General features: G+C 71.9%; 25 protein-coding genes. 16 read left to right on the top strand and 9 right to left on the bottom strand.

Going from position 1 to position 25,415, the window contains the following annotated elements; all coding sequences use genetic code 11:
- The first annotated feature begins 428 nt into the window (after positions 1 to 428).
- Both HFV08_RS24695 and HFV08_RS24690 read left to right on the top strand, forming a co-directional pair.
- Entirely contained in the window at positions 429 to 2,102 is a 1,674-nt protein-coding gene (locus tag HFV08_RS24695; protein ID WP_168542571.1) for a DUF4331 domain-containing protein, read from the top strand.
- Positions 2,099 to 2,800, top strand: coding sequence for a class F sortase (locus HFV08_RS24690; RefSeq protein ID WP_168542569.1), 702 nt, complete (start codon positions 2,099 to 2,101; stop codon positions 2,798 to 2,800). The genes HFV08_RS24695 and HFV08_RS24690 overlap by 4 nt, the downstream gene beginning before the upstream one ends.
- 35 nt (positions 2,801 to 2,835) lie before the next feature.
- Here HFV08_RS24690 and HFV08_RS24685 read toward each other — a convergent pair whose 3' ends face one another.
- The gene (locus HFV08_RS24685) at positions 2,836 to 3,387 is read right to left on the bottom strand and encodes a flavoprotein (RefSeq protein WP_168542567.1); all 552 of its coding nucleotides are present in this window, start codon (positions 3,385 to 3,387) and stop codon (positions 2,836 to 2,838) included.
- Positions 3,388 to 3,729: 342 nt separating this feature from the next.
- Entirely contained in the window at positions 3,730 to 4,341 is a 612-nt protein-coding gene (locus HFV08_RS24680; RefSeq protein WP_168542565.1) for a hypothetical protein, read from the bottom strand.
- A gap of 357 nt (positions 4,342 to 4,698) precedes the next feature.
- Between HFV08_RS24680 and hemL the strand changes: the two genes are divergently transcribed.
- The 7 genes from hemL to ccsB all read left to right on the top strand — a co-directional run bounded on the left by hemL (position 4,699) and on the right by ccsB (position 12,978).
- Complete coding sequence (hemL, locus tag HFV08_RS24675) at positions 4,699 to 6,054, top strand: glutamate-1-semialdehyde 2,1-aminomutase (RefSeq protein ID WP_168542563.1); 1,356 nt, start codon at positions 4,699 to 4,701, stop codon at positions 6,052 to 6,054.
- Positions 6,055 to 6,137: 83 nt separating this feature from the next.
- Positions 6,138 to 6,785 carry a histidine phosphatase family protein gene (locus HFV08_RS24670; protein ID WP_246342032.1) on the top strand — a complete coding sequence of 216 codons (648 nt, stop codon included), beginning with the start codon at positions 6,138 to 6,140 and terminating at the stop codon, positions 6,783 to 6,785.
- 472 nt (positions 6,786 to 7,257) lie between these two features.
- Complete coding sequence (locus HFV08_RS24665) at positions 7,258 to 8,583, top strand: polysaccharide deacetylase family protein (RefSeq protein WP_168542559.1); 1,326 nt, start codon at positions 7,258 to 7,260, stop codon at positions 8,581 to 8,583.
- 114 nt (positions 8,584 to 8,697) lie between these two features.
- Complete coding sequence (locus tag HFV08_RS24660) at positions 8,698 to 9,318, top strand: TlpA family protein disulfide reductase (RefSeq protein ID WP_168542557.1); 621 nt, start codon at positions 8,698 to 8,700, stop codon at positions 9,316 to 9,318.
- Between the two features lie 25 nt (positions 9,319 to 9,343).
- Positions 9,344 to 10,081: a cytochrome c biogenesis CcdA family protein gene (locus tag HFV08_RS24655; RefSeq protein ID WP_168542679.1), complete on the top strand. Its 738-nt coding sequence runs from the start codon at positions 9,344 to 9,346 to the stop codon at positions 10,079 to 10,081.
- A 6-nt stretch (positions 10,082 to 10,087) separates the two neighbouring features.
- The gene (resB, locus tag HFV08_RS24650) at positions 10,088 to 11,893 is read left to right on the top strand and encodes a cytochrome c biogenesis protein ResB (RefSeq protein WP_168542555.1); all 1,806 of its coding nucleotides are present in this window, start codon (positions 10,088 to 10,090) and stop codon (positions 11,891 to 11,893) included.
- Entirely contained in the window at positions 11,890 to 12,978 is a 1,089-nt protein-coding gene (ccsB, locus tag HFV08_RS24645) for a c-type cytochrome biogenesis protein CcsB (protein ID WP_312885814.1), read from the top strand. The genes resB and ccsB overlap by 4 nt, the downstream gene beginning before the upstream one ends.
- A 122-nt stretch (positions 12,979 to 13,100) precedes the next feature.
- On the opposite strand, the gene HFV08_RS24640 is transcribed toward ccsB, so the two are convergent.
- Both HFV08_RS24640 and HFV08_RS24635 read right to left on the bottom strand, forming a co-directional pair.
- Positions 13,101 to 13,865 carry a ScbR family autoregulator-binding transcription factor gene (locus tag HFV08_RS24640; protein ID WP_168542553.1) on the bottom strand — a complete coding sequence of 255 codons (765 nt, stop codon included), beginning with the start codon at positions 13,863 to 13,865 and terminating at the stop codon, positions 13,101 to 13,103.
- Between the two features lie 623 nt (positions 13,866 to 14,488).
- The gene (locus HFV08_RS24635; protein ID WP_168542551.1) at positions 14,489 to 15,235 is read right to left on the bottom strand and encodes a ScbR family autoregulator-binding transcription factor; all 747 of its coding nucleotides are present in this window, start codon (positions 15,233 to 15,235) and stop codon (positions 14,489 to 14,491) included.
- A gap of 382 nt (positions 15,236 to 15,617) precedes the next feature.
- On the opposite strand from HFV08_RS24635, the gene HFV08_RS24630 reads away from it, so the two are divergent.
- Both HFV08_RS24630 and HFV08_RS24625 read left to right on the top strand, forming a co-directional pair.
- A complete protein-coding gene (locus tag HFV08_RS24630; protein ID WP_168542549.1) occupies positions 15,618 to 16,622 on the top strand; it encodes a ScbA/BarX family gamma-butyrolactone biosynthesis protein in 1,005 nt (334 codons plus the stop codon).
- Positions 16,619 to 17,704 carry an NAD-dependent epimerase/dehydratase family protein gene (locus HFV08_RS24625; RefSeq protein ID WP_168542547.1) on the top strand — a complete coding sequence of 362 codons (1,086 nt, stop codon included), beginning with the start codon at positions 16,619 to 16,621 and terminating at the stop codon, positions 17,702 to 17,704. The genes HFV08_RS24630 and HFV08_RS24625 overlap by 4 nt, the downstream gene beginning before the upstream one ends.
- Positions 17,705 to 17,817: 113 nt before the next feature.
- Here HFV08_RS24625 and HFV08_RS24620 read toward each other — a convergent pair whose 3' ends face one another.
- From HFV08_RS24620 to HFV08_RS24600, 5 genes are all read right to left on the bottom strand, one after another.
- Positions 17,818 to 18,477 carry a hypothetical protein gene (locus HFV08_RS24620; RefSeq protein ID WP_168542545.1) on the bottom strand — a complete coding sequence of 220 codons (660 nt, stop codon included), beginning with the start codon at positions 18,475 to 18,477 and terminating at the stop codon, positions 17,818 to 17,820.
- On the bottom strand, positions 18,467 to 18,676 hold the full coding sequence (locus HFV08_RS24615) for a hypothetical protein (protein WP_168542543.1): 210 nt from the start codon (positions 18,674 to 18,676) through the stop codon (positions 18,467 to 18,469). Before HFV08_RS24615 ends, HFV08_RS24620 begins: the two co-directional genes overlap by 11 nt.
- Before the next feature lie 182 nt (positions 18,677 to 18,858).
- Positions 18,859 to 19,203 carry a DUF952 domain-containing protein gene (locus HFV08_RS24610; RefSeq protein ID WP_040249714.1) on the bottom strand — a complete coding sequence of 115 codons (345 nt, stop codon included), beginning with the start codon at positions 19,201 to 19,203 and terminating at the stop codon, positions 18,859 to 18,861.
- A 9-nt stretch (positions 19,204 to 19,212) separates the two neighbouring features.
- Entirely contained in the window at positions 19,213 to 19,782 is a 570-nt protein-coding gene (locus HFV08_RS24605) for a CchlQ (protein ID WP_168542541.1), read from the bottom strand.
- Positions 19,783 to 19,818: 36 nt separating this feature from the next.
- Positions 19,819 to 20,295, bottom strand: coding sequence for a PLD nuclease N-terminal domain-containing protein (locus HFV08_RS24600; protein ID WP_168542539.1), 477 nt, complete (start codon positions 20,293 to 20,295; stop codon positions 19,819 to 19,821).
- An 89-nt stretch (positions 20,296 to 20,384) separates the two neighbouring features.
- On the opposite strand from HFV08_RS24600, the gene HFV08_RS24595 reads away from it, so the two are divergent.
- From HFV08_RS24595 to HFV08_RS24575, 5 genes are all read left to right on the top strand, one after another.
- The gene (locus HFV08_RS24595; RefSeq protein ID WP_168542537.1) at positions 20,385 to 21,836 is read left to right on the top strand and encodes a menaquinone biosynthesis decarboxylase; all 1,452 of its coding nucleotides are present in this window, start codon (positions 20,385 to 20,387) and stop codon (positions 21,834 to 21,836) included.
- Between the two features lie 77 nt (positions 21,837 to 21,913).
- Positions 21,914 to 22,753: a menaquinone biosynthesis prenyltransferase MqnP gene (gene mqnP / locus HFV08_RS24590; protein ID WP_246342025.1), complete on the top strand. Its 840-nt coding sequence runs from the start codon at positions 21,914 to 21,916 to the stop codon at positions 22,751 to 22,753.
- A gap of 211 nt (positions 22,754 to 22,964) precedes the next feature.
- The gene (locus HFV08_RS24585) at positions 22,965 to 23,621 is read left to right on the top strand and encodes a CatB-related O-acetyltransferase (RefSeq protein WP_168542533.1); all 657 of its coding nucleotides are present in this window, start codon (positions 22,965 to 22,967) and stop codon (positions 23,619 to 23,621) included.
- A complete protein-coding gene (locus HFV08_RS24580) occupies positions 23,618 to 24,610 on the top strand; it encodes a Vgb family protein (RefSeq protein WP_246342004.1) in 993 nt (330 codons plus the stop codon). Before HFV08_RS24585 ends, HFV08_RS24580 begins: the two co-directional genes overlap by 4 nt.
- Positions 24,611 to 24,681: 71 nt before the next feature.
- A complete protein-coding gene (locus HFV08_RS24575) occupies positions 24,682 to 25,356 on the top strand; it encodes a UbiX family flavin prenyltransferase (protein WP_168542531.1) in 675 nt (224 codons plus the stop codon).
- Positions 25,357 to 25,415: the final 59 nt, after the last annotated feature.

Below are 25,415 nucleotides of genomic sequence, written 5' to 3'. Positions count from 1 at the left end.
CCTTCTCCTCCGTCTGGTGGACCCGGCAACGGGCCGACGGCTTTGCCGCGGGTGTGGTAAGCGCGCTGCCGCCGGTCCGGGCGGGCCGAGCGGGCCGTCCGGATGCGGCCCGGCGGTGACGGCGTAGGGGCTCGGTCGCCGCGCGCTTCGGCTCCGAGGCGTGCACCTCACCCACCCGGCGCCGCGCGTCCGACCGGTTCGGCGGCACCTCACACGGGGTTGCCGGCTCCTCTGGTCCGGCGCCGATTGCCGCGGCGGTTCACCCGTGGTGCCCTTCTGGTGACGCAAACGTCGCTTATGGGACTTTTACCGCGCAGTGGTCGCTCCACCGGCGAGCCCCTGCCCGGCCCGTTGTGGCGCGTCGAGCACCGCCTGCTCCGCCCTGCACCCACGGCCCTCGCAACGGGCCCCACCGGAACGGATCGACCATGCAGTCTCTCCCGCGCTCCCGAAAACGTCCCGCGACCCGGCGCATCGAACGCGCCTTCGCCACGACCGGCACGCTCGCCCTGGTGACCGCGGCCGCCCTCACCGGGCTCGCCCCCGCCACGAGTTCGGCCTCCAGCCACCGCGAAGCGCCGATGACCTCGGGCGACCCGAAGGCCGACAACACCGATGTCTACGCCTTCACCAGCCCGGACAAGCCCGACACCGTGACCCTGGTGGCGAACTGGATCCCCTTCGAGGAGCCCAACGGCGGTCCCACCTTCTACCCGTTCGCGAACGACGCGCAGTACCACATCAGGATCGACAGCGACGGGAACGGCAAGCCGGACACCACCTACACCTGGACGTTCACCGACCATGTCCGGGACGCGGCCGACCAGTTCCTCTACAACACCGGCGTCGTCCGGTCGGTGGACGACGAGACCCTGAACTTCCGTCAGACCTACAAGCTGACCTCCACCGACAGCGGGGGGAACACCAAGACGCTCGTGGAGGACGCCCCGGCCGCGCCCTCCAACGTCGGCAAGGCCTCGATGCCCGACTACGCCGCGCTGCGCGACGAGGCCCTCACCCAACTGCCCGGCGGCGGCGTGACCTTCGCCGGGCAGGCCTCCGACTCCTTCTTCCTCGACCTGCGGATCTTCGACCTCCTCTACGGCGGCAACCTCAAGGAGACCGGCCACAACACCCTGGCCGGGTACAACGTCAACACCCTCGCGATCCAGGTCCCCAAGAAGGACCTGGCCCTCAAGGGCGACGTCCGCCGCAACCCTGTGATCGGCGTCTGGGCCACCACCGACCGCAAGGGGGCGGAGGTCACCGGCGCCGGGAGCAAGGGCGGCGAGAACACCGCGCCCCGGGCGGGCGGGGGCGGCGACGGCAAGGGCGTACCCGGTAAGGGCGGCGAGAGCGGCTGGCGCCAGGTCTCCCGGCTGGGCAACCCGCTGGTCAACGAGGTGGTCGTCCCCCTGAAGTACAAGGACGCCTTCAACGGCCTCAGCCCCGACAAGGACAACACCGTCACGCCCGTCGTGGACAAGGTCAAGGACCCGATCGTCCCGAAGCTGATCGAGAACATCTACGGCGTGCCCGCCCCCGCCACGCCCCGCAACGACCTGGTCGAGATCTTCCTCACCGGCATCTGCAAGAGCTGCGGCCCCATCAAGGCCGACCTCAACTCGCAGCAGCTCAACGCCGACGCCGACAAGAGCGCCATCCTCCCGGCCGAGGAACTGCGGCTGAACATGTCGGTCCCGCCGACCGCCCGCCCCAACCGCCTCGGCGTCCTCGGCAAGGACCTCCAGGGCTTCCCCAACGGCCGCCGCCTGAACGACGACGTCGTCGACATCGAGCTGCAGGCCCTCGAAGGCGCCGCCCAGACCGGCAAGATCGTGCCCGCGCTGGCCGCGGGCGACGCCGTCGACGAGCCCTACCGCCAGCCCGGCGACTCCTTCCCGTACGTCGCGCTGCCCAATACGGCGGCCGTCAACCAGGCCGAGAACCTGCACCCCGAAGGCGGTGTGGGCGCGGGCCTCGGCGGCACCGCGCTCGGCGGCGGCTTCCCCGTCGTCCCCGTCACCGCGCTCGGCGGCGGCGCGCTCCTCGCTTGCGCCGGAGTGCTCGCCCTGCGCCGACGGCGTACCGGCCGGGCATGACCGCCCCCGCCCCTTCGGGCAGGCCGCCCCGCGTTGAGCGGGGCGGCCTGCCGCAGTGCACCGCAGCGGAGCGCTCGACCCTGCCCCGCCGCATAGCGGCGACCGTCGCCGTCGGCGCGGGTGTGGCACTCGCCGCCTTCGGGACGGTCGAACTGACCGCCGCCGAGCCGGATACGCCCGCCCATGTCGAGGTCGGCTCGCTGCCCGTGGGCCGCTCCGCCGGGACCACTTCCTCCGCCCGGGACGAGCCCTCGGCCTCGCCGGTCCTCCTCAGCATCCCCGCCCTCGGACTCGAACAGCCGCTCCGGGACCTCCGGGTCCAGCAGGACGGCCGCCTCGGTGTCCCGGAGGACGCGTCGGAGGTCGGCTGGTGGAGCGACGGACCCGCCCCCGGCCAACCAGGCGCTGCCGTGATCGTCGGCCATGTCGACTCGGCGACCGGCCCCGGCGCCTTCCACCGTCTGTCCTCGCTCCGCCCCGGGGACCGGATCGTCCTCGCCCGCGACGACCAGTCCACCGTCACCTTCACCGTCCGGGCCCTGCGCGAGTACGGGAAGAACTCCCTGCCCACGGACCGCGTCTACACCGACACCGGACCACCGGCACTCCGCCTGATCACCTGCAGCGGCCCCTACGACCGAGCGAAGGGCGGCTACCAGGACAACCTGGTCGTGTACGCGGCACTCGCCTCCGGCTGAGTGCGGCCGCCATGGAGGGGCGAACTGGTGCCGCTCTACCGGCCGCCGTCGGTGAGGAGTCGGCCCAGCGCCCCCACCGCCCGAGCCCAGGGAAAGCCCCGCGGGTCCCCTTGCTCGGGCGGATGCGCCCCGGGGCCCTGCGGTCCGTCGAGCACCAGCACGCCTTGTTCGCGAAGGACCGCCAGTGACCGGGCGACGGCAGGCTGCGCTCCCTGGGCCTGGTTGAAGTGCGGTACCGCGGCCACCGGTACGCCCAGGTGCGCGGCTTCCGAGGCCAGCCCGATGGCCAGGGTGTCCGAGATTCCCGCGCCCCATTTGTTCAGGGTGGTGCTCGACATGGGCGCCACCAGCATCGCGCTCGCTTTCGGCAGCACGTCCTTCTCCCAGGGCAGCTTGTACTGGGAGCGCACGGGGTGGCCCGTCAGCTCGGCCATCTCGGCCATGCGCGGTTCCCACCAGCGGGCGGCCGAGGGGGTGAGCACCAGGCAGACGTCCCATCCGGCTTCCTGGGCTGCCCGGACTCCCTCGTCCACGTACTGTGCGGGGCCGGCCGCACAGGCGATCAGGTAGAGCACCGGCTTCGTCATGCCCGCAGTCCACACTCCGGGGCCAGCCTGCGCAACACCCTGCTGGGCTGGTGAGCGCAGGTGGCGGCAGCGCAGGTGGCGGCACTGCAGGCGGTGGCAGCGCCGGCGGGAAGTTCACCGGCCCCGTGGAGTGCAGGAAACTGCGCGAGCAGCGCCAGCCGCCCGTCCGCCACCGGGACTACGTCACCGCCGACGCCGAACGCGAGGAAGGCACCAGCCACTTGACCAAGCAGCAGTTCCTCGGCGGCCCGTTGCCTTCAGCCCCTGGCCGCTCGGCACCGCACCCGGAACATGCCGAGGGCGAGGCCCGAAGACCCCGCCCGAAACCACCGGCCCCTCAGCTCAAGGCCACACCAGACAGTACGGCTGATGCCCCGCCTCGTGCAGCCGGTGGCTGAAGTCCTGCCATTCGTGGAGGAGTTGGTAGACGTCGAAGGCGTCGCGGGGGCCGCCGCGGTCGGGGACCGTGGACCAGATGAAGGCGGCGGCGCCGACCGATTCCTCGCCGATGCCGCGGAGCGGGTCGACGACGGTCATCGGGAGCTTGACGACGGCGTAGTCCGGGTGGAGGACGACGAGTTCGAGCGGGGGGACGCGGTGCAGGGGGACGCCTTCGATGCCGGTGAGGACCATCGCGGCCATGGTCTCGGGTTTGATCTTGGTGAACATGCCGCCCATGCCCAGCTCGTCACCGCCGAGCTCGTCCGGCCGCATCGAGATGGGGACCCGGGCCGCGGTCGCGCCGTCGGGCGCGCCGAAGTATTTGTAGGTGACCCCCACCCGGCCATTCCTGCTTTCCGGCACCGTTCCGCTCGTCTCGCTCCGTTCGCCGGGCAACTGGCCGCCGGTCGTGTCCGTCTCCGCCGCGTGCGCGTCCCGGCGATGCCTGCCCCGCCGGGCACGCCTGGGACCGAGGTCGTCAGTGCCCTCGCCCAGTCCGCCACCGCGATGCATATCTCCACCCGACTGCTCATCTGGATGCACAGCAGTACCGCGCAGCCCGATCATCGTGTCAATGACCTCCCCCACGGCCGCCCGCCGAAACGTGCGGCGGCACAAGCTGTCCGCGAGGCGCGGGCGCGTGGGGCGCCCGGACGCGGCGGCATGCGGGAGGTGCTCGTGAGAACCCCGGCCCATGGTAGGTGGTGTGCCCGCGCCGCGACCACGGAAGAAGAGGGCCGATCGCTTGCGGGAGCGTATTTCCGCCGCCGCCCCCCTTTCGCCACCCGCCGCTCCCGCCGCCGCCACCCCGCGGCCCGCCCGCCCGGGCCCGGCCGGGGTGCCCGCCGCGCGGGCCGTACGCTGAGGGGTATGGCAGAGGCGAACATTGACCACGGCACCGTTCACCCGGCGGAGACCGTGCCCTACCCCGCGGACGCGCCCCGGTCCGCGGCGCTCTTCGACCGGGCCGCGCAGGTGACCCCAGGTGGCGTGAACTCGCCGGTCCGCGCCTTCCGGGCGGTCGGCGGCACCCCGAGGTTCATGGTCTCGGGCACGGGTCCGTACCTGACGGACGCGGACGGGCGCGAGTACGTCGACCTGGTCTGCTCCTGGGGGCCGATGATTCTCGGCCATTCGCACCCGGAGGTGCTCGCCGCGGTGCAGGCGGCCGTCGGGCGCGGCACCTCCTTCGGTACGCCGGGGCAGGGCGAGGTCGAGCTCGCCGAGGAGATCGTCGCCCGGGTCGCGCCGGTCGAGCAGGTGCGCCTGGTCTCCTCCGGCACCGAGGCGACCATGTCGGCCATCCGCCTCGCCCGGGGCTTCACCGGGCGCAGCAAGGTGGTCAAGTTCGCGGGCTGCTACCACGGGCATGTCGACGCCCTGCTCGCCGCGGCCGGTTCGGGGGTCGCCACCTTCGCGCTGCCGGACACCCCGGGCGTGACCGGTGCCCAGGCCGGCGACACCCTGGTGCTGCCGTACAACGACCTGGAGGCGGTACGCGCCGCCTTCGCCGCGCACCCCGGCGAGATCGCCTGTGTGATCACCGAGGCCTCGCCCGGCAACATGGGCGTGGTGCCGCCGGAGGACGGTTTCAACGCCGGGCTGAAGGAGCTGTGCGCCGCCGACGGCGCGCTCTTCGTCTCGGACGAGGTGATGACCGGCTTCCGTACGTCGAGGGCGGGCTGGTTCGGCGTCGACGGTGTGGTGCCGGACCTGATGACCTTCGGCAAGGTGATGGGCGGCGGCTTCCCCGCGGCGGCCTTCGGCGGCCGGGCCGAGGTGATGGCCCACCTCGCCCCCGCGGGCCCCGTCTACCAGGCCGGCACCCTCTCCGGGAACCCGGTGGCGACCGCGGCGGGCCTCGCCCAGCTGCGGCTGCTCGACGAGGCGGCGTACCGGAAGGTGGACGCGGCCTCGGAGCGGATCCGCTCGCTGGTCACCGAGGCGCTGAGCAAGGAGGGCGTGGCGCACCGGGTGCAGTCCGCGTCCAATATGTTCTCGGTCTTCTTCACCGAGCGGCCGGTGCGCGACTTCGCGGACGCCAAGTCCCAGGAGAGCTTCCGCTTCACCGCCTTCTTCCACTCGATGCTGGCGCAGGGCGTCTATCTGCCGCCCTCCGCCTTCGAGTCCTGGTTCGTCTCGGCCGCGCACGACGACCGCGCCGTGGAGCGCGTCGCCGCCGCGCTCCCGGCCGCCGCCCGCGCGGCCGCGGAGGCCACCGGATGAGCGGGCGGCAGCAAGAGCGCACGGGCGGGCAACGGCAGGGGAGCGGTGAGGCAGTGAGCGGGGAGCGGACCGTCGTCCATGTGATGCGGCACGGTGAGGTGCACAACCCGGAGGGCGTCCTCTACGGCCGCCTCGACGGCTACCACCTCTCCGAACTCGGCCGCCGGATGGCCGACCGGGTCGCCGAGCACCTGGCGCCGCGCGACATCACGTACGTCGTCGCCTCCCCGCTGGAGCGGGCGCAGGAGACGGCGGCGCCGATCGCCAAGGGCCACGACCTGGAGCTGGCCACCGATCCGCGGCTCATCGAGGCGGAGAACGTCTTCCAGGGCAAGACCTTCGGCGTCGGGGACGGTGCGCTGCGCCGCCCCGCCAACTGGAAGCACCTGGTCAACCCCTTCCGCCCGTCCTGGGGCGAGCCGTACACCGAGCAGGCCGAGCGGATGCTCGCCGCCGTCGAGGCGGCGCGGGACGCGGCCCGGGGGCACGAAGCGGTGTGCGTGAGCCACCAGTTGCCGATCTGGACGCTCCGCAGCCATCTGGAGAACCGCAGGCTCTGGCACGACCCGCGCAAGCGGGAGTGCACCCTCGCCTCCCTCACCCGCTTCACCTTCGAGGGCGACCGGCTCGTCTCGGTCGGCTACAGCGAGCCCGCCCGCGATCTGGTCCCGGCCCACCTCCTGGCGGGCGCCAAGCCGGTGAAGGGCGAGAGCAAGGCGTACGGGGCGTAAGGGACTTCGGTCCGGAGCGGCCTCGGGGCCCGTCCGCGTCCGCCCGCGCTGCACGCCTCGCCGGGCACGGCGGAACGCCTGAGCGAAGGGCGACCGAGCAAGGTACGACACGTACGACATGGGGGCGCACAACCCCGCGCACACGGCGCACGCACGGCCCGAAAGGGAACCATGCGTGCGCCGTGGTCGTCGTTGTCAGTGATGCGCGTGGCTCCTCGCACCTTCGGTGATCCGGGCCCGCGTGGTGCCCCTCGGGGGCCGGGCCCTGCTGCCCGTTCGCGCTCGCTCCCCGTGGTGGAGGGGGAGCGGAACGTGGCGAATCGGTGCAGGGGGGTTCACAGCACGGCAGAAGGCTGCATAGGGCATTGAACACAGCAATCCGGCGCAACCTCCGCGCCCTTCGCGGCCTCTCACACAGTGTCCGGCAGCCGCCGGGCGCGCAGCAGACGACCAGAGAGAGGCGGGGCCGGAGATGAGCGGCATAGGCGGGGTCAGCCGCAGGGGCGTACTGGGAGCGGGGGCCGCGGCGGCGGCGCTCGGGCTCACCGGGTGCGGCACCCTCAGCCACGACAAGGGCGGCAGTGGCGGACCCGGCCGGACCCGGCCCGAGGGGCGGCCCCCCGCCTCGGTCCGCGATCCGCAGCTGATCGGCGACGGCTCGACCGCGTACACCGGGCGCCAGCCGCACCAGCCAGAGACGCCGAAGCCGCTCGAACCGGGTGAGACGCCGCCGCAGTTCGTGGTCTTCTCCTGGGACGGCGCGGGCGAGGTCGGCAACGGGCTCTTCCCCCGCTTCCTGGACCTGGCCAAGGAGCACGGCGCCTCGATGACCTTCTTCCTCTCCGGGCTCTATCTGCTGCCCGAGTCGAAGAAGCGCCTGTACCGCCCGCCGAACAACCCGGTCGGCGCCTCCGACATCGGCTACCTCACCGACGCGCACATCAGGGACACCCTGACCAATCTGCGCCGCGCCTGGCTGGAGGGCCACGAGATAGGCACCCACTTCAACGGGCACTTCTGCGGCGGCACCGGCTCGGTCGGCAACTGGACCGGGGCCCAGTGGCGCGACGAGATATCCCAGGCGAAGTCCTTCGTGACCAAGTGGCGCACCAACACCGGCTTCGAGGACCTCGACCCGCTGCCCTTCGACTACGAGAAGGAACTCGTCGGCGGCCGCACCCCCTGCCTGCTCGGCCAGGAGAACCTGCTGCCGACCGCCCGCGAACTGGGCTGGCGCTACGACGCCTCCTCGCCCGGCGGCATCCAGCGCTGGCCGGGCAAGAAGAACGGCGTCTGGGACCTGCCGCTGCAGGCGGTCCCCTTCCCCGGGCACAGCTTCGAGGTCCTGTCGATGGACTACAACATCCTCGCCAACCAGTCGAAGAACTCCACCCAGGCCCCCGCCCACAACTACCCGGGCTGGCGCACCCAGGCGACCGAGGCCTATGTGGCGGGATTCACCCGCGCCTACGAGTCCAACCGCGCGCCGCTGTTCATCGGCAACCACTTCGAGGCCTGGAACGGCGGGATCTACATGGACGCCGTGGAGGAGGCGCTGAAGCGGATCGTGCGGGCGGGCGAGAAGAGCGGGAAGAAGGACGTCCGCCTGGTCTCCTTCCGGCAGTTCACCGACTGGCTCGACGTGCAGAAGCCCGCGGTGCTCGAACAGCTCCAGGGCCTCGACGTCGGCCAGGCCCCGGCCGCGGGATGGAGCGGATTCGCCAAGGAGACCGGGGGCTCCGCCGGATCGGGCACCCCGGAATCCGACGGGCAGGGCGGCCAGGAGAGCGCGGGCTGAGCCACCCCGCCGGAGACCGGTGCCGCACCCCGCCCAAACCCCCGCTGAAATGGGAAAATCCGTACAGGCGGGGGGCGGCCAAGATCCCCTGATACGGCATGCGAAACTTTTCACATGAGTGCCGCCAGCCGCGATTCCCGCCCCGCTGCAACCGTTCGTCGTGCCGTCCGCCTCGGCGCGCTGACGGCGGCCGCCGCGCTCGCGCTGGCCGCTTGCGGGGCCGGCGGCACCTCCGGCGGCTCCGGCAACACCAACTTCGTCACCAGCAAGGACGGCATCTCCACGGTCAAGAGCGCGGACCGCAAGCCGGGCCCCGAGATCAGCGGCAAGACCCTCCAGGGCGAGCCGCTCGACCTCGCGGACCTGCGCGGCAAGCTCGTCGTCCTCAATGTCTGGGGCTCCTGGTGCCCGCCCTGCCGCGCCGAGGCCCCCGGCTTCGTGAAGGTCGCCAAGGCCACCGGGCCGAAGGGCGTGGAGTTCGTCGGCCTCAACACCCGGGACACCGGCACCGGTCCGGCCAAGCGCTTCGAGGAGAACTTCGGCGTCCCCTACCCGAGCCTGTACGACCCGGCGGGCAGGCTGATGCTCCGCTTCCCCAAGGGCACCCTCAACCCGCAGGCCATCCCCTCCACGCTGGTCCTCGACCGGAAGGGGCGGGTGGCCGCCCGCTCGCTGCAGCCGCTCAGCGGGGAGGATCTGCGGAAGATGCTCGACCCCCTGATCGCCGAGAAGTGATGTTGTGGACACCCTCGCCGCCGGCATGAACCAGACGGTCTACAGCGGAGCCCTGCTGCTCGCACTGCCGATCGCCGTCATCGGCGGGCTCGTCTCCTTCTTCTCCCCGTGCGTACTGCCCCTGGTCCCCGGCTACCTCTCGTACGTCACCGGGGTCAGCGGCACCGACCTCGCGGAGGCCCGGCGCGGCCGGATGGTCGGCGGCGCGGGCCTGTTCGTGCTCGGCTTCACCGCGGTCTTCGTCTCCGGCGGCGCCCTCTTCGGCTACTTCGGCGCCACGCTCCAGGAGTACCAGGGGCCGCTGTCGAAGATCCTCGGCGTGCTGATGGTGCTGATGGGGATCTTCTTCATGGGGCTGATGCCCTGGCTCACCCAGCGCGAGTTCCGCTTCCACAAGAAGCCGGTGACCGGGCTCGCCGGCGCCCCGGTGCTCGGCGCGCTCTTCGGCATCGGCTGGACGCCCTGCCTCGGCCCGACCCTCACCTCGGTGAACCTGCTCGCCGCCGAGCAGGGGAGCGCGTGGCGGGGGGCCATACTGATGACCGCCTACTGCCTGGGACTCGGCCTGCCCTTCGTCGCCGCCGCGGTCGCCTTCCGCAAGGCACTGGGCGCCTTCGGCTGGGTCAAGCGGCACTACGCCTGGGTGATGCGCATCGGCGGCGGCATGATGATCGCGACCGGACTGCTGCTGCTCACCGGCGCCTGGGGGCGCGTCGTACAGGAGATGCAGGTCTGGTCCAACGGCTTCACGGTGGGGATCTGAGATTCGATGAGCAAGTCTTCCGCCCCGACGGGGACCAGTGCCCCGGGCGAGTCCGAGGCGCCGGACACCGCGCCGCCCCGCTCCGGGGACACCCGCCCCGAGAGCGAACCGGAACTCGGCGCCGCCGGTGCCCAGCTGTCCACCGCGCCCCGGGAGGAGAGCCTCGCCCAGCTGCCGGCGCTCGGGGTGATCGGCTGGGTGCGCTGGTTCTGGCGCCAGCTCACCTCGATGCGGGTGGCGCTGCTGCTGCTCCTGCTGCTCTCGCTCGCGGCCATCCCCGGCTCGCTGATCCCGCAGACCGGCGCCGACGAGCTGAAGGTCGAGGAGTTCAAGCGGACCCACACCACCCTCGGGCCGCTCTACGAGAAGGTCCAGCTCTTCGACGTCTACAGCTCGGTGTGGTTCTCCGCGATCTACATCCTGCTCTTCGTCTCCCTGGTCGGCTGCATCGTGCCGCGCTCCTGGCAGTTCGTCGGCCAGCTGCGCAGCCGCCCGCCGGGCGCCCCCAAGCGGCTGACCCGGCTGCCCGCGTACACCACCTGGCGCACCGCGGCCGGTGAGGAGGAGGTCCGGGCCGAGGCGCGGGCCCTGCTCGGGCGGCGGCGGTTCCGGGTGCACGGGAGCGGGGACGCGATCGCCGCGGAGAAGGGCTATCTGCGGGAGGCGGGCAACCTCGTCTTCCATCTCTCGCTGATCGTGCTGCTCATCGCCTTCGCCTGCGGCCAGCTCTTCAAGTCCGAGGGCGGCAAGCTGATCATCGAGGGCGACGGCTTCGCCAACACCCTCCCGCAGTACGACGACTTCAAGTCCGGCAGCCTCTACGACCCCGAGGACCTGGCCCCGTTCAGCTTCGACCTGGACAACTTCGTCGGCACCTACGAGCGCAGCGGCCCCAACACCGGCACCCCGCGCACCTACCGCGCCGACATCACCTACCGCGAGGGCGCCGACGGCCCCCCGAAGAAGAAGTCCATCGAGGTCAACAAGCCGCTCGACGTCGACGGTTCCAAGGTCTACCTGGTCGGCCACGGCTACGCCCCGGTGATCACGGTGCGCGACGGGCGCGGCGAGAAGGTCTACAGCCAGGCCGTGCCGCTGCTGCCGATCGACTCCAACCAGACCTCCACCGGCGCCGTCAAGGTCCTCGACGGATACAAGGACGGCAAGGGCAGGAAGGAGCAGCTGGGCTTCAACGCCTTCTTCGTGCCGACCTTCGCGGGCGCGGGCAAGGGCCAGATGTTCTCCCAGTTCCCGGCCCTGGACTTCCCCGTCCTCGCGCTCTCCGCCTACCACGGCAGCCTCGGCGTGGACTCCGGCATCCCGCAGAACGTCTACCAGCTGGACACCCGGAAGATGGCGAAGTTCAAGGACGCCAAGGGCGAGCTGCTCAAGAAGCGGCTGGTGCCCGGCGAGACGCTGAAGCTGCCGAACGGCGCGGGCTCGGTCACCTTCGAGAAGGAGATCAAGGAGTGGGCCACCTTCCAGGTCTCCCAGCAGCCAGGCAACGGCTGGGCGCTCGGCGGAGCCGTCGCCGCCATCGCCGGGCTCAGCGGTTCGCTCTTCATCCAGCGCCGCCGCGTCTGGGTGCGCGCCCGCACCGGTGAGGACGGCGTGACCGTCGTCGAGATGGCGGGCCTCGGCCGCAGCGAGTCCGCCCGGCTCGGCGAGGAGCTCGGCCAGCTCTCCGGCGCGCTCCACACCCGTGTACCGTCCGTCGGCGAGCCGGAGCACGAGACCTCCGCCGCCACCCCGCCGACCGCCGCGGCCGGCGCCGACCCCGACCTCGTACCCGCCGAAGGGGCTGAGAAGTGACCCTCGCCGTCGCCAACAACGAGAACCTCGCGCAGATCAGCAACGTCCTGATCTACTCCGCGATGGCCGTCTACACGCTGGCCTTCTTCGCGCACCTGGCCGAGTGGATCCTCGGCAGCCGGAGCAAGGTCGGCCGGACCGCGGCCGCCCTCACCGCCACCGGGGAGGCCGCCACCCCGGCGGCGCCCGCCGTGCGGGTCAAGCAGCAGGGCGGCGGCACCGCGGTCCTGGAGCGGCCGAAGGTCGTGACCCGGTCCGCGGCCGGTGCCTCGGACGTCCCCGACGGCCCCGGCGCCGCGGGCGGCGACGAGCAGGGCGACCTCTACGGCCGCATCGCCGTCTCGCTCACCACGCTCGCCTTCCTGATCGCCGCGGCCGGCGTCCTCACCCGCGCGCTCTCCGTGCAGCGCGCGCCGTGGGGCAACATGTACGAGTTCAACATCACCTTCTCCACGGTCGCGATCGGCGTCTACCTCGGCCTGCTCGCACTCGGCAAGAACATCCGCTGGCTCGGCCTGATCCTGGTCACCACCGTCCTGCTCGACCTCGGCCTCGCCGTCACGGTCCTCTACACCGAGAGCGACCAGCTGGTCCCCGCCCTGCACTCGTACTGGCTCTGGATCCACGTCTCCACCGCGATCTTCTGCGGCGCGGTCTTCTACGTCGGGGCGATGGCCACGGCCCTCTTCCTCTTCCGCGACTCCTACGAGAAGAAGCTGGAGCGCGGCGGGCAGCCCGGCCGCTTCGCCACCTCGGTCCTGGAGCGGCTGCCCGCCTCGGCCTCGCTGGACAAGTTCTCCTACCGCGTCAACGCCGCCGTCTTCCCGCTGTGGACCTTCACGATCATCGCGGGCGCCATCTGGGCGGGCGACGCCTGGGGCCGCTACTGGGGCTGGGACCCCAAGGAGACCTGGTCCTTCATCACCTGGATCGCGTACGCCTGCTATCTGCACGCCCGTGCCACCGCCGGCTGGAAGGGCCGCAAGGCCGCCTACATCGCCCTGCTCGCCTTCGCCTGCTGGCTGTTCAACTACTACGGCGTCAACATCTTCGTCAGCGGCAAGCACTCCTACGCGGGCGTCTGAGCCCGCCGGGCCCTCCGCGCGAGGGCCCGAAGGCCCGCCCCGGAACAGCACGGAGGCCGGTCCCCGCACGCGATGTGCGGGGCCGGCCTCTTCCGTGGGGGGAGGACTGAAGGGTGCGGCGTTCAGCCGCGCAGGCGGCCGGGGACCAGCTGCCGTACGGTGCCGCTGCTGCCCGAGGGCAGTCCGGGCGCGGGCACGCTGCTCAACGGGGAGCCCCCGGAGGGGAGTGGAGAGCCCCCCGCGGCAGCGGCGGCGCTGTGCCGGGGGCCGGGGGCGGCCGCCAGCGTCGGGCGCAGCACCCGCCACATCCGGGACATCCACTGCTGGGTGCTCTCCGCCGGAACCTCCGGGCGCCCGAGCGCGGCCCACTGGTACGGGGTGCTGGTCAGCCGCTCGGCGCCCATGGTCACCGACATGATCAGGGCGGTCGCCGCCCGCACATCGGTGCCGGGGGCCAGACTGCCGTCCACGACCGCGCGGTTGAGCATCCGGTGCAGCGTGCTCAGCCAGTAGACCTGCGCGTTGAGGGCCGGGTCCTGGGGGCTCTCGAACTCCTGGGCCAGGCGGGTCCCCGCGCGCACCACCACGTCCGCGGTGAGCAACTCGGCCAGCGCGTGCGTCATTTCGACCACGATCTCCAGGGCGGGGCCCTGCCGCTCGGCCAGGTCCTCCAGGACCGCCGCGGAGAGCGAACTGGCCTCGGCCTGGACGGCGCGGCCCAGTTCGGCCTTGGTGGTGAAGTGGAAGGACAGCCCGCCCTTGGTCACCTTCGCCTGTTCGCTGATGGTCATCAGGGTGGCCCGCTGGTATCCGACCTCGTCGAAGACGGTCGCCGCGGCCTGGATCAGCTTCGCCCTGGTTCTCTCGGCTCGTTCCTGAAGTGCCACTTCACACCGCCCCGATGCTCGGCCCGCCACCGCGTGTGCGCGATGGGTACGTGGAGATACGCACGGTTCGGCCACGGCCGTTGGCAGTCGCCGAACCTGACTCTGACACTGCACAGCCTAAAAACAGACCGACCGGTCCGTCAACTGTGTGTCGGCTCCACTGTTTTCTGGCGTGAACCCCCGTGGTTCCTGGCGCGAACCGTGCGAAGGAAGCGGGCGAGGTCACAAATGCTGACGATTGATAAACCAGGCACCCGGTTTTATGCTCAGCCCACCGGACGGCCGGAGCCGGGGCCCTGGGGGGCCGCGGCCGGGGGAGTCGGTCAGGGAGGGGAGGGCGTGAACGCGATGCGAGAAGTCCGCGGCGAACCCGCCATGCCCTCTCGGGACGCCCTCGACCGCCGTGCGGGAAAGGTGAGTCACCGGGGAGCGGATCCTTCACGCTCCGGCCGGCCGGTGCGCTCCCGCCGCGTACAGGGGGCGCGGCGGCGAGCGCACGGCGGGCGACCGCGGGGGACGCGACCGCGGAGTCCGAAGTGCTCGCGGGGCGCGAAGTGACGTACGGGACCGGCGCGTTGCGCGAGGTGCCCGGGGCCGCGGGAGCAGGCGCGGGTGCGGCTGCCTCAGCCGACGCGGTCTATGCGGTCGAGGTCTCCGGCCTCCGGGGACCCGGCGGCGGCATCGATGTCGCCGCCCGCGCCGCGCTCGTCCGGGGCCGCGCCGCGCTCCTTCTCCTCCAGCGCCGCCAGCTCCTCCAGCTGGAGGGTGCCCTCGGTCTTGATCCAGGAGATGACGGCGGGGTTGGCGATGCCGGGCAGCAGGTGCCGCCACAACTGGGCGACGCGCTCCCGCAGATCGGCACGCTTGGTGACCGACTCGGAGATCAGCTGGATCCCGGTGAACGAGGAGACGATCAGCTCGGCCGTGGTCTCCGGATCCACGTGCGGCAGCACCTCGCCGCGCGCCTTGCCCTCCTTCAGGAGGTGGGCGGTGGTGTCGAACCAGTCGCCCCAGGGGTGCGGCCCCCCGAAGAAGACGCCTTCTATGGAGAGCCTGGTGCCGGCCCGCGCCATCGGGTCGTGCCGCAGTGCGTACGCGAACTGCTGGCCGCCGTCGACGAGTGCCTGGAGCGGGGAGCCGCCCGCGCGCTCGTGCGAGGTGAAGTCGACGGTCGCCGTCTGCTCGTCCATGATCGCCTGGGCGATGGCTTCCTTGGACTGGAAATGGAAGTAGAGAGCACCCTTGGTGACGTTCGCCCGGCGCAGTATCTCGGAGATGGCGGCGCGTTCGTAGCCGTAGTCGTCGAAGACGCTCGCGGCGGCTTCCACGATCGAGCGCCGCGTCTGCACGGCACGCGCCTGCTTCGCCATTCGTTTGCCTCCGGATGTTGCTCGCGTTCACCCGCTTCGCGCCGGGTAATCAACAAGGGGGTGACGATCTGTCCAGTCTACGTGAGCACCGGTTTGTTTTGTGCGGGCAGGGGATTCCCCTCTTTGCCGGGTAAAGGGTTCCAGCCAGCGATTGCCGAGCGCCCCCGGGCTCGTGTGAGCTGTGCTTCGGCACCTGCGTTACCGGCGTCACCGGGCCGAAATCTCTGGTAATTCGCCGTTCTGTCCGTTATCTCGGCCGCCTCGAATCGCGGCCGAAGATGACAAAGAATGTTTGAGACCCAAACAAACCGGTCCGGTGGTTTTTTTGGTATCGTCACCACACGAGAGGCGCCCCGCTTCTCACGCAAGGGGGGAGAATCAGATGAGCTTGATCGTCGCCGCATCCGGTCAGCCCGTTCACGCCGCCCAGCGCCACCTCGCCGTGGACTCCCCGGATGTCACCTCCGTTCCGCGCCAGATCGTCCACCGCGCCGACGATGCGGACGTCCTCCTCACCCACTTCCGCCAAGTGGACACCGACAGCTACCACTTCGCCGTCCGCTGGCCCCAGACGCACGCCCTGTTCCGCCCGGTGCGCGGCAGGCAGAACCCGATGCTGATCGCCGAGACGATCCGCCAGGCCGGCACCGCCCTCGCCCACGCCGCCTACCACGCCCCGCTGGACAACCAGTTCCTCCTGTGGGACCTGCACTACGAGGTGCCGGACCACCCGGTCGTCGCCGCGCTCGGCGCCCCGGCCACGGCCGCCGTGCACGCCCGCGAGATCAAGATGCGCGGCAAGCGGCTGGCCGTGATCCGGGTCGAGGTCGAGCTGTACTGCGAGGGCATCCTGGTCGGCCGCGGCGGCGCCGCCGCCAACTGCGTCTCGCCCGCGGCCTATCGGCGGCTGCGCCCCGGCCGCGCCGACTCCGTCCAGATCGAGGTGCCCTCGCCCGTGCCGCACGGGCTCACCGGCGCCGAGCCGGGGGACGTGATGCTCGCCGCCTCCGGCCGCCCCGGCACCCTGCTGCTGCGCGCCGACCCGGCCCACCCGGTCATCTTCGACAGCCAGAGCGACCACGTCCCCGGCCGCGGCATCCTGGAGGCGATGCGGCAGGCCGCCCAGCTCGCCACCGGCTTCGAGCACGCCCTCGCGCCCTACGTCAGCGCCGAGTTCAGCAAGTACGTCGAACTCGACCGCCCCTGCTATCTCACCGCCCGCCAACTCGGGCCCCAGGACGCCGAGTCGACCGGCCCCGTACCGCACGGGCAGATACCCGTCGCGGTGACCCTGACCCAGGACGAGGAGACGGTCGCCCGCGGCCTCCTGCGCATCCAGGACGCGGAATCCGCGTTCCCCCACCAGCACCCCGCCCCACCCCGGTGACCGCCCGCGGACGGCTCCTCCTCACCGGAGCGACCGGGTTCATCGGCTCGGCGGTACTGCGGGTCCTGGCCGAGCGCCTCAACGGGTCGGCGCACCGGCCCGGTTGCCCCGACCCGGGCGCTTTGGCCGCGCCCGCCCGCGGGCTGCCCCGCCCTCGGCCCGTGGTGCCGGCCCCGCGCGTCGAGGGCCGACCTCCACGTCCACGCCATCTCACCGCTCTCGTACGGCAGTTCCCCGATCCCGGCAGCCGCGGCTGGCAGCCCGGCGTCGAGTTCTGCGCCGGCGACCTGACCGACGTGCCCTCGCTACGCGCCGCCTGCGAGGGCGCCGACACCCTGGTGCACTGCGCCTCGTACGTCGGCGGTGACGCCGCCGCCTGCGAGGCGGTCAACGCGCAGGGCACCCGGGACCTGCTCGCCGCGGCCGAGCGGGCCGGGGTGCGCCGCGTCCTGTACGTCAGCACCACCGCCGTCTACGGCCCGGGCCCGCACCGCGGCCTGAGCGCGCAGGAGCTGCCGCCCGCGCCGGCCTCCCCGACCAGCCGCAGCCGCCTCGCCGCCGAGCAGGCCGTACTCGCCGCGGGCGGCACCGTGCTGCGCGCCCCCTTCGTCCTCGGCCCCGGCGACAAGTGGGTGGTCCCCGCCCTCGCCGAACTCCTGCACCGCGTCCCCGCCCTCCCCGCCGAGGGACGCGCCCTGCTCTCCTTCGTCGCGGTGGACGACCTCGCCGCCCTCCTCACCGAACTCGCCCTGAGCCCCGACGACTTGACCCCCGGCATCCAGCACGCCGCGCACCCGGACCCCGTCCCGCTGCACGAGTTCGCGGCCCTGCTCACCCGCCACCTGGGCCTGGCGGCACCCACCGCCTCCCTGACCGCCGAGCAGTACCTCGACCGGGTGCGGGACACCCCCGGCCGCGTCACCCCCCACCAGGCCCGGATGCTCACCGAGGACCGCTGGTACCGCACGGAGGCCTGGCAGACGGCGGGCACAACTCCCGGCCCGGGCACGGCGATTCGGCTGGCGGAGTACGCGGGGTGGTACCGGGGGGTGCTCACCCCCCGGGCTCATCGCGTGCCGTGACGAGGGTGAGGCGACCGCTACTCAAGAGGGCGGTCCGGAGCGGGAGTTGGCGAGGGGCGCGGTACACGCGTGGGCGCGGCCAGCAGGCTGCCGACCGCGCCACATAAGCGTCTCTACGACTGTTGCTGTTGCTCGCGCATGAATTCCTCGACGAGTGCCGTGTCACGTCGCATCGCCGCACGCAACTGGCTGCGATGGAATCGGTTCCGGCCCTCCTCGACCACCTGCTCCCAGCCCTCCCGGGGCTCAGCCAGCCGCTCGTTGACGAGAAACTCGATGACGTCCTCCAGGCTCGGCCGGAAACGCTTGCCGCCGACTGGAAAGTGGATCTTGTCCAGCGCTCTCTTGCGGTCGCCTTCTCTGTTCAGGGCCTGCAACGCCGCGGACTGTCCGTAGACCTGGAGGTGCGCGGCCGTGTACTGCTCCTTCTCGCGCTCGAAATCGAAGTGGCAGAGGGCCGTCTTCAGATCCGCGTCGGAGAAGATGCCACAGTACGACTTACTTACCGTTAGGTATTTCTGCTCATGATCTAAGTGCACCTGGTAGCTGAGGTTCATCCACAGCCGAGGGGCCTTCTTGTCGATCCGGACGGGGAAACCCTCTGGTTGCGTCAGGTTCTGACGAGAGAGACCTGAACCCACAGTGAAGACGTCCAGCGTCCGTGACGGTCGCTGGACAGCCATGATGCGTACATCGCTGCAGATCGTGGCGTTCAGTGTGTATTGCAGATCCCTGGCGAAGTCACGAGCCTGACGCGCAAGCTCAAAGGTCAACCGTGCCGCCGATGGATACCCAGAGGGCGTGTGCCTGAGCCGAGGAGAAGTCTCTGCGTTCCGCCTGCTCTTCCAGGTCCGCGTAGGTCAGGCCCAGGTCGGCCAGCGCCCGTGCTGCGGCCTCCCGGAACTCGTCTTCGGAGACAACGATGACGGACTCGTCTTCATGATCGGTCGTCCACTGCTCAACCACTGTCATCGTCTGCCCCCAGCGAACGGTGCCTTGTGTAAGTGAGTGTTCTCCATAGCTCTGACACTCTCTCGTACTCGCAGGTACGTGCACTACTTCCGTTCCCAAAATGGCCAAAGATCCACCGTCATGGCGTCAACCTCGAACGGCTGAACCCATGCCTCGCGGTCTGTCCGCCGCGACCACTCTCTTCACCCCTCCCACCGCTCCACCCCCACCACAGCCCCCACCTCGATCGCCCCGTACACATGCGGAAAGGTCTCCTCGGAGTCGGGGGAGCCCGGCTCGTGGCGGATCGGGGCGGTGAGGCGGGTCGGGTCGACGACCAGGACGACGAGTTCGTCGGGGCCCTGGTAGGAGCCGTACAAGAAGGCGGCCACGCGCGGGAGTTGGTGGCGGGCGGAGCAGTGGATGAAGCCGACCTCGGCGAGGGTCCTGCCCCGGGTGGACCACTCGTAGGTGCCGCTCGCCTTCGCGGCCTCCCACAGGGAGCGTTCGGTGAGGTGGAGGAGGGGTTCGGGTGCGGTGTCCGGCATGGCGGGAGGCTACCCGGCCGGGCCGCCGCCGAGTCCGGGTTCCGCCGCGCGCTCCCGGCAGTTGGGGCAGCGGTCCCGGCCGTCCCAGCTCTGCCAGCCGAAGGCGGCGGGTGTCAGCGAGCGGCCCTCCAGCTCCCGGCGTACGGCGACCCGGTAGCGCCAGACGCTGTCCAGGTAGGGGTGGTAGGCCTCGTGGAAGGCGGCCGAGTCCTGGGCGGCGCCGCCCGCCACCGCGCGCTGCAGGGCGCGCAGGTGCTCGAAGAGGGACTGACCGGCGCCCGCCACGGCGGTCGTCGCGTCGATGTAGAGGCGTTCGCGGGCCTCGTATATACCCGCGTCGTTCAGGGCCGCCCGGGAGTCGGTGTCGCGGCCGGCGGTGGTGGCCGGGTGCTGGGCGATCTCGCGGAGGCGGGTGTGGCAGGCCCCGGCGGCGGCGATGAAGTCGAGGTAGAGGGCGCGGCGGCGCTCCTCCAGGCCGCGGTCGTCCTCGTGGTGGTGGCGCAGATGGTCGGCCAGCACCGTGCCGGTCACGGCGAGCAGGCCGCCACTGGCCGTCGCGACGAGGGTCCCCCAGTCCACCGTGCTCCCCCTGCTGTCAGCTCCTCGGATCCGCGGTCAGGACTCGTCCTCCGACCTGCGGCCCTCTCCCTCCGGCCGGTCCGCGGACTCGCGCCGCTTCAGCTCCTCCTCGCGGCGGCGCAGGTCGGCCTCCCAGTCCTTCAGGAGGGCCGCGTCCTTGTCCGGGGCAGCCGGGTCCGGGTCCGCGGGGCCGTCCTCGTCCGCCGCCCGCGCGGGCCCCTCCTTCTTCAGCCCGTGCAGGAAGTCGGGGTTGTCGTCGGGGGCGACCCAGCCGCCCCGGGAGCCGCCCCGGTTCCAGGGGGTGTGCGCGCCCCCGGCTCCGGCGGGGCGGCGCGCCTTGCCCGCGACGAGCCAGGCGACCGGGCCGATCAGCACCTCGCCGAAGAGGAGCACGATGATGACCCACACCACCTTCGGGAGGTGCTTGACCTCCTCCTCGGGGGTGTTCAGGCAGTCGATGAAGGCGTAGATCCACAGCGCCAGGACCAGCAGGAACGGCAGATACCTGAGCATGGTGGTGCTTTCCCCCAGCAGGAGACGGTGCGGCGGGGAGCGGGCCCCGGTGACGGGCTCAGGGTAGCCGGTGCCGGATACTGGGCCCCATGGCTTACGACGATCTTCGCTCGCTGCTCCGGGCCCTGGAGCGGGACGGCGACCTCAAGCGCATCAAGGCCGAGGTGGACCCGTATCTGGAGGTCGGGGAGATCGTCGACCGGGTGCAGAAGTCCGGCGGCCCCGCCCTCCTCTTCGAGAACGTCAAGGGCTCGGCGATGCCGCTGGCGATGAACGTCTTCGGCACCGACCGGCGGATGCTCAAGTCGCTCGGGCTGACCTCGTACGACGAGATCGCGGAGAAGATCGGCGGGCTGCTGAAGCCGGAGCTGCCGCAGGGTTTCGTCGGCGTACGGGAGGCCTTCGGCAAGCTCGGCCGGATGGCGCACGTACCGCCGAAGAAGGTGAAGGACGCGCCGGTGCAGGAGGTCGTGCTGCGCGGGGACGAGGTGGACCTGGAGCGGCTGCCCGCGCTGTTCACCTGGCCCGAGGACGGCGGCTCCTTCTTCAACCTCGGGCTCACCCACACCAAGGACCCGGACACCGGCATCCGCAACCTCGGCCTCTACCGGCTCCAGCGCCACGACCGCCGCACCATCGGCATGCACTGGCAGATCCACAAGGACAGCCGCAACCACTACCAGGTGGCCGCCAAGCGCGGGGAGAAGCTGCCGGTCGCCATCGCCTTCGGCTGCCCGCCCGCGGTGACCTACGCGGCGACCGCCCCGCTGCCGGGCGACATCGACGAGTACCTCTTCGCCGGGTTCCTGCAGAACAAGCGGGTGGAGATGGTCGACTGCAAGACGGTGCCGCTCCAGGTGCCCGCGCAGGCCGAGGTGGTCATCGAGGGCTGGCTGGAGCCCGGGGAGATGCTGCCGGAGGGGCCGTTCGGCGACCACACCGGTTTCTACACCCCCCAGGAGCCCTTCCCGGCGCTGCGGATCGACTGCCTCACCATGCGCGAGCGGCCGCTGCTCCAGTCGACCGTGGTGGGCCGGCCGCCGATGGAGGACGGTCCGCTGGGCCGCGCCACCGAGCGCTTCTTCCTGCCGCTGCTCAAGATCATCGTGCCGGACATCGTGGACTACCACCTGCCCGAGGCGGGCGGCTTCCACAACTGCGCGATCGTCTCGATCGACAAGAAGTACCCGAAGCACGCGCAGAAGGTGATGCACGCGGTCTGGGGCGCGCACATGATGTCGCTGACCAAGCTGATCGTCGTCGTCGACTCCGACTGCGATGTGCACGACCTGCACGAGGTCGCCTGGCGCGCGCTCGGCAACACCGACTACGCCCGCGACCTCAGCATCGTCGAGGGCCCCGTCGACCACCTGGACCACGCCTCGTACCAGCAGTTCTGGGGCGGCAAGGCCGGGATCGACGCGACCGCGAAGTGGCCCGAGGAGGGGTACACGCGCGACGGCGGCTGGCCGGGGATGGTGCTCTCCGACCCCGACACGGCCGCCACGGTGGACCGCCGCTGGAAGGAGTACGGACTGTGAGCACGGCGGAGGAGGTCCTCGGCGGCCCCGGCGACGCCCGGCCCGAGGGCAGGGTGCGGGCCTTCCTGCGGCTCGTCATGATCGAGCACTCGGTCTTCGCGCTGCCCTTCGCCTATATCGCCGCGCTGACCGCGATGTACGAGTGGGACGAGAACGTGCACTGGGGGCGGCTGCTCCTGGTCACCGTCGCCATGGTCGGACTGCGCACCTTCGCGATGGCCTGCAACCGGATCATCGACCGCGAGATCGACGCCCGCAATCCGCGCACCGCGACCCGCGAGCTGGTCACCGGCGCGGTCTCGGTCCGCTCGGCCTGGACCGGCGCGCTCGCCGCCCTCGTCGTCTTCCTCGGCGCGGCCGCCCTGCTCAACCCGCTCTGCCTGGCGCTCGCCCCGGTCGCCGTGGTGCCGATGGTGGTCTATCCGTACGGCAAGCGCTTCACCCACTACCCGCACGCCATCCTCGGTCTCGCGCAGGCGATGGGCCCGATCGGCGCCTGGCTCGCGATCAGCGGCGCGTGGAGCTGGGAGGCGGTGCTGCTCGGCCTCGCCGTCGGCGTCTGGATCGGCGGCTTCGACCTGATCTTCGCCTGCCAGGACGTCCAGGCCGACCGCGCGCACGGCGTGAAGTCGGTCCCGGCCCGCTTCGGCATCCCGGCCGCCCTGCACGGCGCCCGCGCCTGCCACCTGATCACCATGGCGCTCCTCGTCTGGTACGCCCTGGCCACCGGCGCCGGCCTCTTCTTCTGGCTCGGCCTGCTGATCGTCGCCGCCGCCTTCCTCTACGAGCACGCGATCGTCCGCCCGCACGACCTCTCCCGCCTGAACCGCGCCTTCTTCACGGTCAACGGCTTCATCGGGATCGCCCTGTTCGGGTGCGCGCTGCTGGATCTGGCGGTGCGGGGGCTGACGGTCTGAGGCGGACGAGGGGCGGCGCTCGCGGAGCCGCGGACGGGCACGGTCCCGGCGTGGGGAACGGCTCGCCGCCTGCTCCGGCGGGTACCGCTCAGCCGGCCCCAGGCGCCCCGCCGAAACTCCGTTGTCCCCGCCGTGCGGCCTGGGCCAGACTCCGTACGGCGCCGTCGGTGCGCCCCGGACCGCCTTCTGGACCCGTCGAAGGACACCCGCCTTGGCACCTGATCCCTCCGTCGTCCATCCGCTGCCCGCGCACGAGCGGGTGGTCTTCCTCAGACCCCTGGTCAGCTCGCCGAAGATCGCGGTGGGGGAGTACACGTACTACGACGACCCCGAGGGCGCCCGGGAGTTCGAGCGGCGCAATGTGCTCTACGCCTACGGGCCGGAGCGGCTGGTCATCGGCAGGTACTGCGCGATCGCTGCGGGCACCCGGTTCCTGATGGCCGGTGGGGAGCATCCCTCGACGGGGGTGTCCACGTATCCCTTCGCGATGTTCGGCGGGGAGTGGGCCGAGCGGACCCTCGACCTGGTCACCACGATGCGCAGCCGCGGCGACACGGTGGTCGGCAACGACGTCTGGTTCGGGTACGGGGCCACCGTCATGCCGGGGGTGCGGATCGGGGACGGCGCGATCGTGGCCGCCGGGGCGGTGGTCACCGCCGATGTGCCCCCTTACACCGTGGTGGGAGGCGCTCCGGCCCGGACGATCCGCCGCCGTTTCGAGGCGGAGGACGTCGCGCGGCTACTGCGGGCCGCCTGGTGGGACTGGCCCGCCGAGCTGGTCACCGCGCACGCCCGCACCCTGATGGCCGGTTCCCCGCAGGAGATCGCGCGCATCGCCGCGGCCGAGGGACAGGAGCGGCAGGGATGACACCTCGAGAGGGAGAAAAGGCGGAGGAGTACGTGGAGATCGAGGGGGAGGGAGCCGAAGTGCCCGTGGCCGCCGGGGAGTTCGCGGGAGCCGAAGGAGCCGCGGAGGTCGAGGAGTTCACGGTCTGCGATCCCGGCGGCGGTCCGTACGCGCTCGTCGCGGGTCCCGACGGGGCGCTCTGGTTCACCCTGGTGCACAGCGGGCGGATCGGGCGGCTCGTCCCGGGGGAGGAGCCGCGCAGCCACCGGCTCGACCCGGACAGCGGTCCCACCGTGCTCTGCGCGGGGCCGGACGGGGCGCTGTGGTTCACGCAGTACAAGGCGCACCGGATCGGGCGGATCACGGTGGCCGGTGAGGTCACCGGGTTCGCGCCGCCGACCGCGGAGTGCGGGCCCTTCGGCATCGCGGCGGGGCCGGACGGCGCGCTCTGGTTCACCGAGACCGCGGCGGACCGCGTCGGGCGGCTGGGCACCGAGGGGACGTTCACCGAGTACCCGCTGCCGGTGGCCGGTGCCTTCCCCTCCGCGATCGCCGCCGCGGGGGACGCGATGTGGTTCACCCTGAACCAGGCCGACGCGCTCGGCCGGATCGGCATGGACGGCGCCGTCACGGTCCACGAACTGCCCACCGCGGGGGCCGCGCCGGTCGGCATCGCCGTGGGGCCGGACGGCAGCGTCTGGTGGACCGAGATCGGGGCCGGGCAGATCGGCAGGCTGGCGCCGGGCGGCCGGATCACCGAGTACCCGCTGCCGGACCGCTCGGCCCGGCCGCACGCGATCACCACCGACGCGGCGGGCGCGGCCTGGTTCACCGAGTGGGGCGGCAACCGCCTCGGCCGGATCACCGCCGAGGGCGCGCTCACCCACTACGCGCTGCCCACCCCCGCCGCCGAACCCCACGGCATCGCGATCGGGCCGGACGGTGCGGTGTGGGCGGCCCTGGAGATCGGCGCCCTGGCCAGGCTCGGGCGGGCGGGCACCGGCGCCTGAGGCCCGCCGCGCGCCGGGCACCCGGCAGGGTCCGCCCCTCGGCTCCCGGGGTGGCCGGATAGGCTCGGGGTGTGAATCCAGGAGAGAAGCAGCGGCGGCCTTGGATCGTGGGGGTGTCGGGGGCCTCGGGCACCCCGTACGCCGCCGCGGTGCTGCGGGCGCTGCTCGCTGCGGGGGAGAGCGTCGACCTGGTCGTCTCGCGTGCCTCGCGGCTGACCCTGCTCGACGAGACGGGGATCGCCTTCCGGGACGCGCACTGGCAGGAGGACCTGGCCTCATGGCTCGCGCGCGGGGCGGACGGCAAGCCCCTCGGTTCCGCTGCGGACCTCGCGGACGTGCGGTACTGGAGCGCGGGTGACCTTGCCGCCGGGCCGAGTTCGGGCTCGTACCCGGTGAAGGGGATGCTGATCGTCCCGGCGTCCACGGACTGTGTGGCCGGGGTGGCGCTCGGGCTGTCGAAGGACCTGCTCCAGCGCGCGGCGAGCGTGACGCTGAAAGAGGGCCGGCGGCTGGTCGTCACGGTGCGGGAGACCCCGCTGAACGGCCAGACGCTGCGGCACCTGGTGACGCTGGACGAGGCGGGCGCGGTGGTGCTGCCCGCCTCGCCGGCGTTCTACGCGGGCGCGAGCCACCTGCAGGATCTGGTGGACTTCGTCGCCGGGCGGGTGCTCGACGCGGCGGGTGTGCCGCACGGCCTGTACCGCCGCTGGGAGGGAGAGCTCTCACGTGGCGCGCGGGAGAGTTGACCGCTGCCCGGCGCCGGGGCGCCGGGCGGAACCGGGGGGTGCCGGTTCCCGCGAGGGCA

The sequence above is a fragment of the Streptomyces physcomitrii genome, from assembly GCF_012273655.1.
GTDB classification, from domain to species: domain Bacteria; phylum Actinomycetota; class Actinomycetes; order Streptomycetales; family Streptomycetaceae; genus Streptomyces; species Streptomyces physcomitrii.
This window is presented reverse-complemented; position numbering and strand designations above follow the sequence as displayed.